Annotated in this window: 13 protein-coding genes and 1 pseudogene; 6 read left to right on the forward strand and 8 right to left on the reverse strand. The window is 69.1% G+C overall.

The window, feature by feature from the left end; all coding sequences use genetic code 11:
- Both DQP58_RS22750 and hemE read right to left on the reverse strand, forming a co-directional pair.
- Window positions 1-512: NAD(P)-binding protein (locus DQP58_RS22750; protein WP_114149365.1), on the reverse strand; the 512-nt coding region annotated here is incomplete at its 3' end.
- Window positions 509-1,558 (reverse strand): uroporphyrinogen decarboxylase, encoded by a 1,050-nt coding sequence (hemE, locus tag DQP58_RS22755; RefSeq protein WP_112710431.1) that lies wholly within the window; start codon window positions 1,556-1,558, stop codon window positions 509-511. The genes DQP58_RS22750 and hemE, both read right to left, overlap by 4 nt.
- A gap of 52 nt (window positions 1,559-1,610) precedes the next feature.
- Between hemE and DQP58_RS22760 the strand changes: the two genes are divergently transcribed.
- From DQP58_RS22760 to DQP58_RS22770, 3 genes are all read left to right on the forward strand, one after another.
- Window positions 1,611-2,405 carry an enoyl-CoA hydratase/isomerase family protein gene (locus tag DQP58_RS22760; RefSeq protein WP_112710440.1) on the forward strand — a complete coding sequence of 265 codons (795 nt, stop codon included), beginning with the start codon at window positions 1,611-1,613 and terminating at the stop codon, window positions 2,403-2,405.
- Window positions 2,406-2,537: 132 nt separating this feature from the next.
- Window positions 2,538-3,161 (forward strand): DUF3000 domain-containing protein, encoded by a 624-nt coding sequence (locus DQP58_RS22765; protein WP_112710441.1) that lies wholly within the window; start codon window positions 2,538-2,540, stop codon window positions 3,159-3,161.
- Window position 3,162: 1 nt separating this feature from the next.
- Window positions 3,163-4,464 (forward strand): HRDC domain-containing protein, encoded by a 1,302-nt coding sequence (locus DQP58_RS22770; protein ID WP_112710432.1) that lies wholly within the window; start codon window positions 3,163-3,165, stop codon window positions 4,462-4,464.
- Window positions 4,465-4,516: 52 nt separating this feature from the next.
- On the opposite strand, the gene dxs is transcribed toward DQP58_RS22770, so the two are convergent.
- The 4 genes from dxs to DQP58_RS22790 all read right to left on the reverse strand — a co-directional run bounded on the left by dxs (window position 4,517) and on the right by DQP58_RS22790 (window position 11,428).
- The gene (dxs, locus tag DQP58_RS22775) at window positions 4,517-6,442 is read right to left on the reverse strand and encodes a 1-deoxy-D-xylulose-5-phosphate synthase (protein ID WP_112710433.1); all 1,926 of its coding nucleotides are present in this window, start codon (window positions 6,440-6,442) and stop codon (window positions 4,517-4,519) included.
- Window positions 6,443-6,495: 53 nt separating this feature from the next.
- Window positions 6,496-7,968, reverse strand: coding sequence for a cation:proton antiporter (locus tag DQP58_RS22780; RefSeq protein ID WP_240630068.1), 1,473 nt, complete (start codon window positions 7,966-7,968; stop codon window positions 6,496-6,498).
- 236 nt (window positions 7,969-8,204) lie between these two features.
- Window positions 8,205-9,392 (reverse strand): class I SAM-dependent RNA methyltransferase, encoded by a 1,188-nt coding sequence (locus DQP58_RS22785; RefSeq protein ID WP_112710434.1) that lies wholly within the window; start codon window positions 9,390-9,392, stop codon window positions 8,205-8,207.
- A 41-nt stretch (window positions 9,393-9,433) separates the two neighbouring features.
- Window positions 9,434-11,428: an APC family permease gene (locus DQP58_RS22790; protein WP_112710435.1), complete on the reverse strand. Its 1,995-nt coding sequence runs from the start codon at window positions 11,426-11,428 to the stop codon at window positions 9,434-9,436.
- Between the two features lie 116 nt (window positions 11,429-11,544).
- Between DQP58_RS22790 and DQP58_RS22795 the strand changes: the two genes are divergently transcribed.
- Window positions 11,545-12,210 carry a potassium channel family protein gene (locus DQP58_RS22795; protein ID WP_112710436.1) on the forward strand — a complete coding sequence of 222 codons (666 nt, stop codon included), beginning with the start codon at window positions 11,545-11,547 and terminating at the stop codon, window positions 12,208-12,210.
- Between the two features lie 37 nt (window positions 12,211-12,247).
- Window positions 12,248-12,925, forward strand: a complete 678-nt coding sequence (locus tag DQP58_RS22800; RefSeq protein WP_112710437.1) for a potassium channel family protein — start codon at window positions 12,248-12,250, stop codon at window positions 12,923-12,925.
- Here DQP58_RS22800 and DQP58_RS22805 read toward each other — a convergent pair whose 3' ends face one another.
- Both DQP58_RS22805 and DQP58_RS22810 read right to left on the reverse strand, forming a co-directional pair.
- A complete protein-coding gene (locus DQP58_RS22805) occupies window positions 12,926-13,582 on the reverse strand; it encodes a DUF3159 domain-containing protein (protein WP_112710438.1) in 657 nt (218 codons plus the stop codon).
- 53 nt (window positions 13,583-13,635) lie between these two features.
- Window positions 13,636-14,004, reverse strand: a complete 369-nt coding sequence (locus DQP58_RS22810) for an OB-fold nucleic acid binding domain-containing protein (protein WP_112710439.1) — start codon at window positions 14,002-14,004, stop codon at window positions 13,636-13,638.
- A gap of 137 nt (window positions 14,005-14,141) precedes the next feature.
- On the opposite strand from DQP58_RS22810, the pseudogene DQP58_RS22815 reads away from it, so the two are divergent.
- Window positions 14,142-14,344 (forward strand): annotated as a pseudogene (locus DQP58_RS22815) (alpha/beta hydrolase); the annotation flags it as partial.

Consider the following 14,344-nt stretch of genomic DNA (forward strand, 5'->3'; position numbering starts at 1 on the left):
TACACCCCGCTCAGCAGGGGATCCACCGAACGCGACACCACCTGGTCGCCGAACCGCTCGCCCACCAGGTCGGCGACCGCGGGGTCGCTGCCCGTCCGCCACGCCAGCGGGCGGCTGGGTTCGGCCTCGATGCGGGCCACCGTGGCGTCGTCGACCAGTCCCGCCACCGAGGCCGCCGACGACGGGATCCCGACGACGGTGCCCGTGGGCAGCGGCCGTAACTCCTGGCGGCTGTAGATCAGTGGGCGTGCACCGGTCGAAACCCGCTGGCGCTCAGTCAAATTCAGCTCAGCGAGCAGCGCCGGCATTTCGGGGCGGCGCAGCACGAACGCCTCGGCGCCCAGATCCATCGGCTGTCCGCCGACCGGCTCGGTGCGCAGCACGCCGCCAAGCCGGTCACCCGGATCGAACAGCGTGATCGCCGCGCCGTCGCCGACGGCCGCGCGCAGCCGGTAGGCCGCCGTCAGGCCCGAAATACCGCCCCCCACAACGCAATACGAGGGGAAACTCATAAGGAGTGGACCAGCGACACCAGGTCGGTCAGTACACCGGGATCGGTTTCGGGCAACACGCCGTGGCCCAGGTTGAAGACGTGGCCCGCGGCGCCGGCATCGATGGCGCGCCGGCCATCGTCCACGACGGCACGCGCCGCGCGTTCGACCACCGGCCAGCCCGCCAACGCCACCACCGGATCGAGGTTGCCCTGCAACGCCGTGCCGGGTTGGACGCGGGCGGCCGCATCCGGCAGCGAGGTCCGCCAATCGACGCCCACCACGTTCGCGCCGACCGACGACATCGCGCCCAGCAGTTCGGCGGTGCCCACCCCGAAGTGGGTCATCGGCACGCCGTAGTCGGCCAGGGCGGCGAACACCCGGGCGCTGTGCGGCTGCACGTAGGTGCGGTAGTTCGCCAGGGACAGCGCCCCGGCCCACGAGTCGAACACCTGAATGGCGTCCACGCCGGCCTCGAGCTGCACCCGCAAGAAACCCACCGTGATGTCGGTCAGCTTCTCCATCAGCGCATGCCAGGTGTCCGGCTCGGCCAGCATCATCGCCTTGGTGCGCGCATGGTTACGGCTCGGGCCGCCCTCGATCAGATAGGACGCCAGGGTGAACGGCGCGCCCGCGAAGCCGATCAGCGGGACGTTGCCCAGCGCGGACACCAGCAGCGACACTGCGTCGAAAACCGGCTGAACCCGTTGCCGCTCAAGGGGTTTGACGGCGGCGACGTCGGCGGCGGTGCGCACCGGTGAGTCGATCACCGGTCCTACCCCGGCGACGATGTCCAGGTCGATGCCCGCCCCGAGCAGCGGCACCACGATGTCGGAGAACAGGATCGCCGCGTCGACGTCGTGGCGGCGCACCGGCTGCAGGGTGATCTCGCAGACCAACTCGGCGTTGAAGCAGGCCGACAGCATGTCGGTCTGGGCCCGCAGCGCCCGGTATTCGGGCAGCGAGCGACCGGCCTGGCGCATGAACCACACCGGCACCCGGTTGGGTTTGCGCCCGCTCACGGCCGCCAGGTACGGCGACTCGGGAAGGTCGCGGCGAGTACTCATCAGCCTCAATGCTGCCATGGGGGCCGATGGCCGTTTGCGTAACATCAACCCGATGCCAGTCAACTACGACGAGTTTCCAAGCCTGCGCCGCGAGCTCGGGGACAACGGGGTGCTGACCCTGGTGCTTGACTCCCCCGGCCTGAATTCGGTCGGCCCGCAGATGCACCGCGACCTCGCCGACATCTGGCCGATGATCGATCGCGACCCGGCGGTGCGCGCCGTCCTGGTCCGCGGCGAGGGCAAGGCGTTCTCCTCCGGCGGCAGCTTCGACCTGATCGACGAGACCATCAACGACTACGAGGGCCGGATCCGCATCATGCGCGAGGCCCGTGACCTGGTGCACAACATGATCAACTGCGACACCCCCGTCGTGTCGGCGATCCGCGGGCCCGCGGTGGGCGCGGGCCTGGTGGTGGCCCTGCTGGCCGACATCTCGGTGGCGGGCCGCACCGCGAAGCTGATCGACGGGCACACCAAGCTCGGCGTGGCGGCCGGTGACCACGCCGCGATCTGCTGGCCGCTGCTGGTCGGCATGGCCAAGGCCAAGTACTACCTGCTGACCTGCGAGACGCTGCTGGGCGAGGAGGCCGAGCGGATCGGGCTCGTGTCCACCTGCGTCGACGACGACGACGTGCTGTCCACCGCCAGCCGCATCGCCGAGAACCTGGCGCAGGGCGCGCAGAACGCGATCCGGTGGACCAAGCGCAGCCTCAACCTCTGGTATCGCATGATGGGCCCCACCTTCGAGACCTCGGTGGGCCTGGAATTCCTCAGTTTCAGCGGACCCGACGTGCAGGAAGGCCTGGCGGCCCACCGCGAGAAACGTCCGGCGCGTTTTACCCGCTGAGCGCCGTCTGAGCTGCATATATAGCTTTGGTGGAGGCCCGGTAACGGCTTGGTCGCGGCGGGTTTGAAACGCGGCGCGCCTGTCGCGGCGTGTCGGGCCGTGGGTCTACCGTCGATCCCTGTGACCCGTGCCGTGACGACGCAGAACGGTCGGGATGGACAGGAGCGGCGCCAAGTGACCTCATCCGAACCGGCCCCCTTCCGCGAGGCGGTAGCGGCGATGAACGCCGTCGTCGTGCGGCCGGAGCTCGAGTTGGGTCCCATCCGGCCGCCGCAACGCTTGGCTCCCCACAGCTACGCCCTGGGCGCCGAGGTCAAACATCCCGACCGCGACATCATTCCCGAACGCTCCGACGGCGACGCCTTCGGCCGGCTGATCCTGCTGTACGACCCCGAGGGGGCCGACGCGTGGGACGGCACCATCCGCATGGTCGCCTACATCCAGGCCGACCTCGACCCCAGTGAGGCGGTTGACCCGCTGCTGCCCGAAGTAGCGTGGAGTTGGCTAGTCGAGGCACTGGAGTCACGTATGGAAGAAGTCGTCGCCCTGGGCGGCACCGTCACCGCCACCACGTCGGTGCGCTACGGAGACATCTCCGGGCCGCCGCGCGCCCACCAACTCGAGCTGCGCGCGTCGTGGACCGCGACCTCACCCGCGGTCGGCGGTCACGTCGAGGCGTTCTGCGAGGTGCTGGAGCACGCCGCGGGCCTACCACCCGCTGGAGTCACCGACCTGAGCTCACGGTCACGCGCCTAGCATGGGCGAACCGGCGGCCGACGGGCCGGGCAGCAACGTGCCCGGCGACGCGGGCACCGACCCGGCGCCCACCCCGCTTCCGCACCCTTCCGAAGGCGTCCCGCCGATCTCGGTGAGCGTCGGCGACATCGAGGCCGCCGCGCAGCGGCTGGACCGCGGGCACGGGCCGTTCGCGGTGGACGCCGAGCGGGCGTCGGGTTTCCGCTACTCCAACCGGGCCTACTTGATCCAGATCCGGCGGGCCGGCTCCGGCACGGTGCTCATCGATCCGGTGAGCCACGGCGCCGACCCGCGCCACGCCCTGCGGCCGGTGGCCGAGGTGCTGGGCAGCGACGAATGGATCCTGCACTCCGCCGATCAGGACCTGCCCTGCCTTGCGGAGGTGGGCATGCGGCCGCCGGCGCTGTACGACACCGAACTCGCCGGGCGGCTGGCCGGGTTCGACAGGGTGAACCTGGCCACCATGGTCGAGCGGCTGCTGGGCTTCGGGCTGGCCAAGGGCCACGGCGCGGCCGACTGGTCCAAACGGCCGCTGCCCGCCGAATGGCTCAACTACGCCGCGCTGGATGTCGAGTTGCTCATCGAGCTGCGCGCGGCGATCGCCGATGTGCTGGCCGAGCAAGGCAAAAGTGATTGGGCCGCACAGGAATTCGACTATCTGCGCGAGGTGGGTTCGAAAGATCCGAGCGCCGCGACGCGCCGGGACCGGTGGCGGCGGACGTCGGGCATCCATCGGGTGCGCGATCAGCGCGGCCTGGCCGCGGTGCGCGAACTGTGGTTGACCCGCGACCGGATCGCGCAGCGCCGCGACATCGCGCCGCGCCGCATCCTGCCCGACTCGGCCATCATCGACGCCGCCCTGGCCAACCCGACGACCGTAGAGGAGCTGGTCGCGTTGCCCGTGTTCGGCGGGCGCAATCAGCGGCGCAGCGCCGCGACGTGGCTGGCGGCGCTGGACGAGGCCCGGCGCAACAAAAACCCGCCCACCGACAGCGAAGCGCAGAACGGCCCGCCGCCGCCGTCGCGGTGGAGCAGGCGCAAACCGGAGGCCGCCGCCCGGCTGGAGGCCGCACGCTCGGCGCTGTTGGAGGTGTCCGAGCGGGTCCACGTCCCCACCGAGAACCTGGTGTCACCGGACCTGGTGCGACGGCTCTGCTGGGACTGGGCGCCCGCCCCCGATCCGCTCGACGCCGTAGAGAACTTTCTGCGCGCCGGCCAGGCCCGGCCGTGGCAGCGGGAATTGGTGGACCCGGTGCTGGCCCGGGCGCTGCAGGGACCGGAAGACGCCGAGCCCGCCGAATAGTGGCGATCGCGAGCGCGGCGCAGCCGGGCGAAGCGGGTCGCCACCATCGGCACTAGTCGAGGTGCTCGCGGATCTCCGCTTCGGCGACACCGCTGCCCAGCGCGGCGACCCAGCCGGTGATGCGGCGGGCCACGTCCTGGTCGGTGAGGGCCAGATCCGACAGCAGCTCACCGCGGGAGGCCTGCTCGTAGAACTGCTGCGGCAGTCCGACGTCGCGACACGGAACGTCGATCTCCGCGCGGCGCAGCGCGGCCGACACCGCAGAGCCGACGCCGCCGTTGACCCCGTTGTCCTCGCACGTGACGACCAGCTTGTGCCGCTCCGCGAGCTCCAGAATGCTCGGCGACACCGGCAGCACCCAGCGCGGGTCGATGACCGTGACGCCGATCCCCTGGTCCTGTAGCCGCCTGGCCACCGCCAGCGCCATCGGCGCGAACGCGCCGACGCCGATCAGCAGCACGTCGTGGTTGCAGCCGCCGGCCGGGACCGCGAGCACGTCGACGCCCGAGGTGCCAAAGCCGCGACGCTCGATCGCCGGAATGTCCTCGCCCACATCGCCTTTCGGGAAGCGCAGCGCCGTGGGGCCGTCGTCGACGTCGAGCGCCTCACCGAGCTCCTCGCGCAACCGGGTGGCGTCCCGGGGTGCGGCCACCCGCATGCCGGGCACGATGCCCAGCATCGACAGGTCCCACATGCCGTTGTGGCTGGCGCCGTCCGCACCGGTGATGCCGGCCCGGTCGAGCACCATGGTGACGGGCAGCTTGTGCAGCGCCACGTCCATCATGATCTGGTCGAAGGCTCGGTTGAGGAACGTCGAATAGATGGCCACCACCGGGTGCATGCCGCCCATCGCCAGCCCCGCCGCCGACGTCATCGCGTGCTGCTCGGCGATGCCGACGTCGAACAGGCGGTCCGGGAACTGCTGCCCGAACGGGGTCAGCCCGGTCGGGCCGGGCATGGCCGCGGTGATGGCCACGATGTCGCGGCGCTTGCGGGCGTAGCCGATGAGCGCGTCGGAGAACGTCGCCGTCCAGCCGGGCCCGGCGATCTTGGTCGCCTGGCCGGTGACCGGGTCGATGACGCCGCAGGAATGCATCTGCTCGGCCTCGTCGTCCTCGGCCGGGGCGAAGCCCATCCCCTTGCGGGTCACCACGTGCACGATCACCGGGCGGCCGAAGCCGCGGGCGTGCCGCAGGGCGGCCTCCACCGCGCGCTCGTCGTGGCCGTCGACCGGACCCACGTACTTCAGCCCCAGGTCGGTGAACAGCAGCTGCGGCGACAGCGAGTCCTTGATGCCGGCCTTGACGCTGTGCATCACGCGGTAGGCGAGCCTGCCGACCAGCGGCAGCGCGCGCAGCGCCTCGCGGCCCTTCTCCAGGGCCTGCTCGTAGGCCGGCTGCAGCCGCAACGAGGCGAGATGGTCGGCGACACCGCCGATCGTCGGGGCATAGCTGCGGCCGTTGTCGTTGACGACGATGATCACCGGCCGGCCGGAGGCGGCGATGTTGTTCAGCGCCTCCCAGCACATGCCGCCGGTCAGCGCGCCGTCGCCGACCACCGCGACCACGTGCCGGTTGCGGTGCCCGCTCAGCTCGAATGCCTTGGCCAGGCCGTCGGCGTAGGACAGCGACGCGCTGGCGTGGCTGGACTCCACCCAGTCGTGCTCGCTCTCGGCGCGCGACGGATACCCGGACAGGCCGCCCTTCTTGCGCAGGCTCTCGAAGTCGTGGGCGCGCCCGGTCAGCATCTTGTGCACGTAGGCCTGGTGGCCGGTGTCGAAGATGATCGGATCGTGGGGCGAGTCGAACACCCGGTGCAGGGCGAGCGTCAGCTCGACCACGCCCAGATTGGGCCCCAGGTGTCCCCCGGTGGCAGCGACCTTGTGAATCAGGAACTCGCGAATCTCGGCGGCCAGATCGCGAAGCTGATGCGCAGAAAGGTGCTGCAGATCAGCGGGCCCGCGGATCTGTTCCAGCATTCAGTCAGTCTACGCAGCGCTCCGGAGAACACTACTGATGAACGTGGCAGCGTTCATCGCTGCCGCGCGGGGCCGAACAGTCCGGCGAGGGTGTCATGAAGTTCAGGGTCCGCCAGGATGACGACCTCGTCCCCGGCCTCGAGTTCGGTGTCGCCGCGCACCGGCACCAGACCGGTGGCGCGGACCACGATGCTCACCCAGATGTCACCGACGCGGTCACTGAGACCTTCGACTGTGGAACGCTCGGCGACGGAACCGGTCGCGACGCTGAAGCGATGAACCCCCTGCGGCTCGTCGGCGAGTCGCACACCTATCTGCCATGGCCGGGTCTCCACCGTGCGCATGGGCAGGTGCAACAACCTGGCGACACCAGGCACCGAACTCCCCTGCACCAGCACCGAGACGACGACGACGATCACCACGATGCCGTATAGGCGTTCGGCGTCGGCGACGTGAGCAGCGCGCAGGAACTCGCCCAGCAGGATGGGCACTGCGCCCTTGAGTCCGGCGAAAAGAACGAAGGCGCGTTCGTTTCGCCGCAATCGCACGGGAACCAGGCAGGCGCCCACCGCCAACGGCCGAATCAGCACGGTCAGGGCCACAGCGAGGACGAGCCCGCAACCCCATACATCAGGATGGGCAAGGACATTGAGATCGACGGTCAAACCCAGAATGGCAAACGCGACGATTTCGGCAAGACCCGCCAGGGCGGCGTGGAATCGCTTGATCTCCGGCTTGTAGGGCGCGCGGGCGTCGCCGATCACGATGCCGGCGACGAACACGGCCAGAAATCCCGAACCGTGCGCGAGCGTGGCAATGCCGTACAACATCAGGCAGGATGCCAGCGTTCGTAGCGAATAAAGACCTTCGCTCGGCAAGGCGACGCGACGCATGAAGACGAGCAGGACGCGACCGCCGAGCACCCCGACGGCCAGGCCGACCGCCATCTGTAGAGCGAATTGGGTTCCCACGCTGGCGAATCCGGCCGCGCTGAGGCCACCGGCGGCGATCAGGCTGGACATCAAGGAGATGCCGACCGGATCATTGGCACCTGATTCGCCCTCCAGGATGGTGCCACTGCGGCCGCTGATTTCGCGTTTGCCCAGCACCGAGAACACCACGGCCGGATCGGTCGGCGCGACGGCCGTGGCCACGAGCACCGCGGGAAACCAGCTGATTCCGCATACGTAGTGCAGCACCAGTGTCGCCCCCGCTGCGGTGAGGGCGGTGCCCACGACGCCCACCGACAGGATCGGGGCCGCCGCCGCGCGGAAGCGCGCCGGCCCGATGTGCATGCCGCCGTCGAACAACACCAGCACCAACGCGATGGTGATGACCCGTTCCACGACCCGCTCAGACGGCGGCTGCACCGCGGGCACCGCGTGCACCGCGACGGCGGCTCCGACCAGCACGAGTAGCGGCACGGGGACTTTGACCCGCTCGGTTAGTCGATTCGCCAACACCGCAACCAAACCGACCGCGCTGGAGAGCAACACGAGCAGCGCGTAACGCACAGTCTCGTTCACGACGGCAGCAACCGAGCACCGGTGAGCACGTGCCGCGCACACCATCGACATGACTCGACCGTCGCGGCCCGTTCCTTGATGGTATGCACGCGGACCTTTCGATCGATCGACAGTGTTCCTTTAAGACATCGCCGACCAGACTTCCCGGCACACCGCGACGCAGTCTAGCCGGTCGTGACGCTCGCCCGGGCGGCATTGCGGTGATGCGCCAGGAGGACCGTCGTCGCCAAGACTCCCTAGCGAGTCAGCAGTGCCACGCATTCGGTGTGATGGGTCAGCGGGAACGCGTCGAACACCCTGATCTTCTCCACGGTGTAACCGTGTTTGAGGTAGAGCCCGACGTCACGGGCGAAAGACGCTGCCTCACAACCGATGTGCACGACGCGAGGGACGCCGGCGGCGGCCAGCAGGTCGATGACCTCGCGCCCGGCTCCCGCCCGAGGCGGATCCAGCACCGCCACATCGGCTTTCGCGGCGCGGTCTCGTTGCGCGGCCAACGCCCGTCGCACCGAGTCGGTGACGATCTGCACCTGGGTCAGATCGGCCAGGGCGACCCGCGCGGCGCGGGTCGAGCCGCGCGAGGTGTCGACGCTGAGCACCCGCCCGGAGCGCCCCACGGCGTCACCGAGCACGGCGGCGAAAACGCCTGCGCCGCCGTACAAATCCCACGCGCGCATCCCGGCGCCGAGCTGCGCCCAGTCGGTGATCAGCTCGCTGTAGACGCCCGCCGCGTCGCGGTGCGCCTGCCAGAAGGCGGTCACCGGCACCTGCCAGGTGCGCCCGGCCACCCGCTGCACCGCCTCGTAGCGACCCTGGGCCACCTTGGTCGCCGTGTGCCTGCCGTGGCGCAGCGTGCGCACGACGTGGCGGGTGCCGTCGTCGTCGACGGCCACGTGCAGCTGCGCGGCCGGCGGCCACTCGATGTCACCGATCCCGTCGAGCATGCCGGGCGGCAGCTGCGCACAGCGCAGGTCGGTCACCAGGTCGTCGCTGTGATACCGGTGAAAGCCGGGCCGACGGTCGGGGCCAACGTCGAGCCGGACCCGGGTGCGCCACCCCGTCGGCGCCGAATCCGCCAGCGGCTCGGCCTCACCGCTCCAGCGATGCCCGCCCAGGCGCTCGAGCTGGTTGGCCACCACTTCGGCCTTGAGGGCGCGGGCCACCTCAGGCTCCGCGAACGCCAGGTCGCAACAGCCGGCACCGCCCACCCCGGCGATCGGGCACAGCGACGAGGTGCGCCCGGGCGCCGGGTCGAGGACCTCGACAACCTCTGCGTGCCAATAGGATCCACGATCCGCGGTGACCCGGACCCGCACCCGCTCGCCGGGCAGCGCGTACCGGACGAACACCACGCGGCCTTCGTGGTGTGCCACGCAACTGCCGCCGTTGGCGGGGGCATCGGTGGTCAACGTCAGCTCCCCCACCGGGGGCGCCGACGCGCGCGGCGCGCGGGTCGATTCGCGGGTCAATCGAAGATTCCCCGGCGAGCGTCGCCCGGCGCCACGTGCGGCTGCAAGGTCTTGCGCCGTTCCGACGAACTCAATTGCCACGGAACCGAAGTCACCATGACGCCCGACATGAACAGCAGCCGCCCCTTGAGCCGAAGCGCACTCTGGTTGTGCAACACCTGCTCCCACCAGTGGCCCACCACATACTCCGGAATGAACACCGTCACCACCGTGCGCGGCGACTCCTCCCTGGCCCGTTTGACGTATTCCAGGACGGGACGGGTGACTTCGCGATACGGCGAGGCGATGACCTTGAGCGGGACGCTGATATCGCTCTCTTCCCACTTATGCACCAGGTCGCGGGTCTCGGCATCGTCGACGCTGACCGTCACCGCCTCGAGAACGTCAGGCCGGGTCGCCCTGGCGTAGGCCAGCGCACGCAGCGTCGGCAGGTGCAATTTGGACACCAGCACCACGGCGTGATTGCGGCTGGGCAGCACCACATCATCCTGGGCGGCGGCCTGCTCGGCCAATTCGCGGTTCACGGTGTTGTAGTGCCGGTGAATCAATTTCATGATGCCGAACAGCAGGCTCATCGCGAACAGGGCGATCCAGGCGCCGGAGGCGAACTTGGTCACCAACACCACCAACAGCACCGCGCCGGTGGACAGCAACCCGACGGTGTTGACCACCCGCGAGCGCATCATCTTGCGCCGCGCCCGCGGATCGGTCTCGGTGCGCAGCAACCGGCTCCAGTGCCGGACCATGCCGATCTGACTCAGCGTGAACGAAATGAACACCCCGACGATGTAGAGCTGGATCAACGCGGTGACCTCGCCGCGGAACGCGATGATCGCCAGCAGCGCCGCCCCGGACAAGAACAGGATGCCGTTGGAGAACGCCAATCGGTCTCCGCGGGTGTGCAATTGGCGCGGCAGGTAACTGTGCTGCGCCAGGATCGAGCCGAGCACCGGGAACCCGTTGAACGCGGTGTTGGCCGCCAGCACCAGGATCAGCGCGGTCACCGTGGCGATCAGCAGAAACCCGATGTGAAAACTCCCGAACACCGTCTGGGCGAGCTGGGTGACCAAGGTCTTCTGGTAGTAGCCCTTCGGCGCGCCGCCCAGCTGCGTCGCGGGGTCCTCGACCAGCTGAACCCCGATCTGCTGGGCCAGCACGATGATGCCCATCAAGAGCGTCACCGCGATGCCACCGAGCATCAGCAGGGTGGTCGCTGCGTTGCGCGACTTGGGTTTCTGGAACGCCGGCACCCCGTTGCTGATCGCCTCGACACCAGTCAGCGCCGCACATCCCGAGGAAAACGACCGCGCCACCAAGAACGCTAGGGCGAAACCGACAACCTGGCCGTGCTCGGCGTGCATCTGGAAACCGGCCGACTCGGCGCGCAGCGGATTGCCCAGCACGAAGATGCGGAACAGACCCCAGCCGATCATCACCAGGACACCGACGATGAATGCATAGGTCGGGATGGCGAACGCCAACCCCGACTCGCGCACCCCGCGCAGGTTCAGGGCCATCACCAGCAGGATCGACACCACACAGAAGAACACCTTGTGCTCGGCCACGATCGGGATCGCCGAGCCGATGTTCGCCATCGCCGAGGCCGTCGAGACCGCAACGGTGAGAACGTAATCCACCATCAGCGCGCTGGCGACCACGAGGCCGGCGGTGTCGCCGAGGTTCGTAGTGACCACCTCGTAGTCGCCGCCGCCGGACGGATAGGCGTGCACGTTCTGGCGGTAGCTGGCCACCACCACCAGCATCACCGCGGCCACCGCAAGCCCGATCCAGGGCGTCAGCGCGTACGCCGTCACCCCGGCCACCGAGAGCATCAGGAAGACCTCCTCGGGCGCATACGCCACCGAGGACAGCGCGTCGGAGGCGAACACCGGCAGGGCGATCCGCTTGGGCAACAGGGTGTGACTCAGTCGGTCGCTGCGAAACGGCCGACCGATAAGCAACCGACGAGTGGCGGTTGAAAGTTTGGACACGAGAGCCAAGAGTAAGCCCAGACGGGTTTGGCGGTAGCGTTCGTAGGAGAATGTTCGCCGGCCGAAACGGCTGGCCGACGTGGGTTGCCGGTTGACGCGGCCGAGAGGACCTCAAGTTGCGAGTAGTGGTGATGGGCTGCGGCCGGGTCGGTTCATCGGTCGCCGATGGGCTCTCCCGCATCGGGCACGACGTCGCGGTCATCGACCGGGACAGCACCGCCTTCAACCGGCTCAGCCCCGAATATGCCGGCGAGCGGGTGCTGGGGCAGGGATTCGACCGAGACGTGCTGCTGAGGGCCCGCATCGAGGAGGCCGACGCGTTCGCCGCGGTATCGTCCGGCGACAACTCCAACATCATCTCGGCGCGACTGGCGCGCGAGACCTTCGGCGTCAAGCGGGTCGTGGCCCGCATCTACGACGCCAAACGCGCCGAGGTCTACGAGCGACTGGGCATTCCCACCATCGCTACCGTGCCCTGGACCACCGACCGCCTGCTCAATGCGTTGCTACGCGAATCGGAGACGGCCAAGTGGCGCGATCCGACCGGCACCGTCGCCGTGTCCGAGGTGGTGTTGCACGAGGACTGGATCGGACACCGGGTCACCGACCTCGAGCAGGCCACCGGTGCCCGGGTCGCGTTCCTGATCCGGTTCGGCGCCGGCGTGCTGCCGGAGCCCAAATCGGTGATTCAGGCCGGCGACCAGGTTTATGTGGCCGCGATCTCCGGCCGCGCGGCCGAGGCGGTGGCCATCGCCGCGCTACCACCCAGCGAAGACCTGTGATGAGTTCGAGCGAATACCTTTCTAAGGAGCGGCGTCGATGAAAGTAGCTGTCGCCGGCGCCGGCGCGGTCGGCCGCTCGGTCACCCGGGAACTCATCGGCAACGGCCACGACGTGACGCTGATCGAACGCAACCCCGATCACGTCGACGTCGACGCCATCCCGGCCGCGCACTGGCGCCTGGGTGACGCGTGCGAACTGAGCCTGCTGGAGTCGGTGCACCTGCAGGAGTTCGACGTGGTGGTGGCCGCGACGGGCGATGATAAGGCCAACGTCGTGCTGAGCCTGCTGGCCAAAACCGAATTCGCGGTCCCGCGGGTGGTGGCCCGGGTCAACGATCCCCGCAACGAATGGCTGTTCACCGACGCCTGGGGGGTCGACGTGGCGGTATCGACGCCGCGCATGCTGGCGTCGCTCATCGAAGAGGCCGTCGCCGTCGGAGATCTGGTGCGGCTGATGGAGTTCCGCAAGGGCCAGGCCAACCTCGTCGAGATCACCCTGCCCGACGACACGCCGTGGGGCGGCAAGCCTGTGCGCAAGTTGCAGCTGCCACGCGACACCTCGCTGGTGACGATCCTGCGCGGCCCGCGGGTGATCGTGCCCGAGGAGGACGAGCCGCTGGAGGGCGGCGACGAGTTGCTGTTCGTCGCCGTCGCCGAGGCGGAAGAGAACCTGCAGAAGTTGCTGCTGGGCAGCCACAGCCCGGGCGGAGACTGATCAGTCGGTGACGGCGCCGGGCTCCATTTCGACCGCGGGGGCATCGGCCGCGGCGATGGCGCGCTGCGCCGACTTGATCGCCGCATAGGTCGCCAGCGCGGCCAGCGCGGTCAGCGGCCAGCCCATCCCGATCCGCGCCGCCGCCAGCCAACCGGTTCGGTCGGCGTCATACAGCAGCCCCTGCACCACGAACCGCGCGGCGAACACCAGCACCCAACCCACCGACGCGACGTCGAAGGCGTAGACCGCCCGCGGCACCTCGCGCCAGCGGTCGCCGCGCCCGGTGGCCCAACTCCACGCGTAACCCACCAGGGGCCGGCGGATGAGCACCGACGCCGCGACAACCACCGCCCAGACCAGCGACATCCAAATGCCCAACAAGAAGTAGCCCTTGGACTCGCCCAACACGTAGGCGATCAGCGCGCACAGCGCGACGCCGAAGAAGCCCGACAATGCCGGCTGTGGGGAGTCGCGGCGAATGAGCCGCCACACCAAGATCAGCGCGGCCACCGCCAGCGCGGCCACGATCGCGGAAACCAGGCCCGACACGCTCGAGGCGATGACGAAGACCACCACCGGCAGCGACGAATAGATGACACCGCTGACGCCGCCTGCCTGGGCCAGCAGGCGTTCCGGGGTGATGCGGTTGGTGCTCATGCTTTCCGACGTGCCCGACCGCGGCGGGGTTGCCCCCGGATTTTCGGGATCAGTCACCGCTGAATTTCGTAGTGCGGGTTGTAGATGGCCTTGGTACCGTTCTCCAGCTTGCCGAGGCGTCCACGCACCCGCAGCGTGCGGCCCGAGTCGATGCCCGGAATGCGGCGCTGTCCCAGCCACACCAGCGTGACGGTGTCGCTGCCGTCGAACAATTCGGCGCGAACCCCGCCGGAGCAGGCCCTGCCGTTGCACTCGACGCTTCGCAGCGTGCCCACCATCGTGACCTCCTGGCCCCGCTGGCAATCAATCGCGCGTTGCGCGCCAGTGCTTGCGACCTCGTCGGACAGTTCCTCCGAATCGAGTTGCTCCGGATCCTCCGTCAACCGACGGGTGAGCCGGCGCAGATACCCTTGGGCCCCCATGGCCACTCCTGACAATGCTGATAAGCCTCGACGCTTCCATTTATGCCAACGGACACCGTAGACCTCTTGGTTCCCCAGCGCCAACCGACTCAAACCTCGTGTTGGAGAGCGCATGAATGGCGGGGCACTATCTAGTGGTGGTGGTCGATCTGCGCGGTGTCACGACGGTGTTGTTGCCCGGTACCGGCTCCGACGACGACTACGTTCACCGGGCGTTTTCTCGTCCCTTGTCCGAGGTTGGCGCGGTGCCGGTAACACCGCCGCCGCGGCCCGAGCGACTGATCGAGGGCTATCTGGCGGCGCTGGATGACGCGGGCCACCGAGGGCCGATCGCCGTGGG

It is taken from the genome of Mycobacterium colombiense (assembly GCF_003284975.1).
GTDB classification, from domain to species: domain Bacteria; phylum Actinomycetota; class Actinomycetes; order Mycobacteriales; family Mycobacteriaceae; genus Mycobacterium; species Mycobacterium europaeum_A.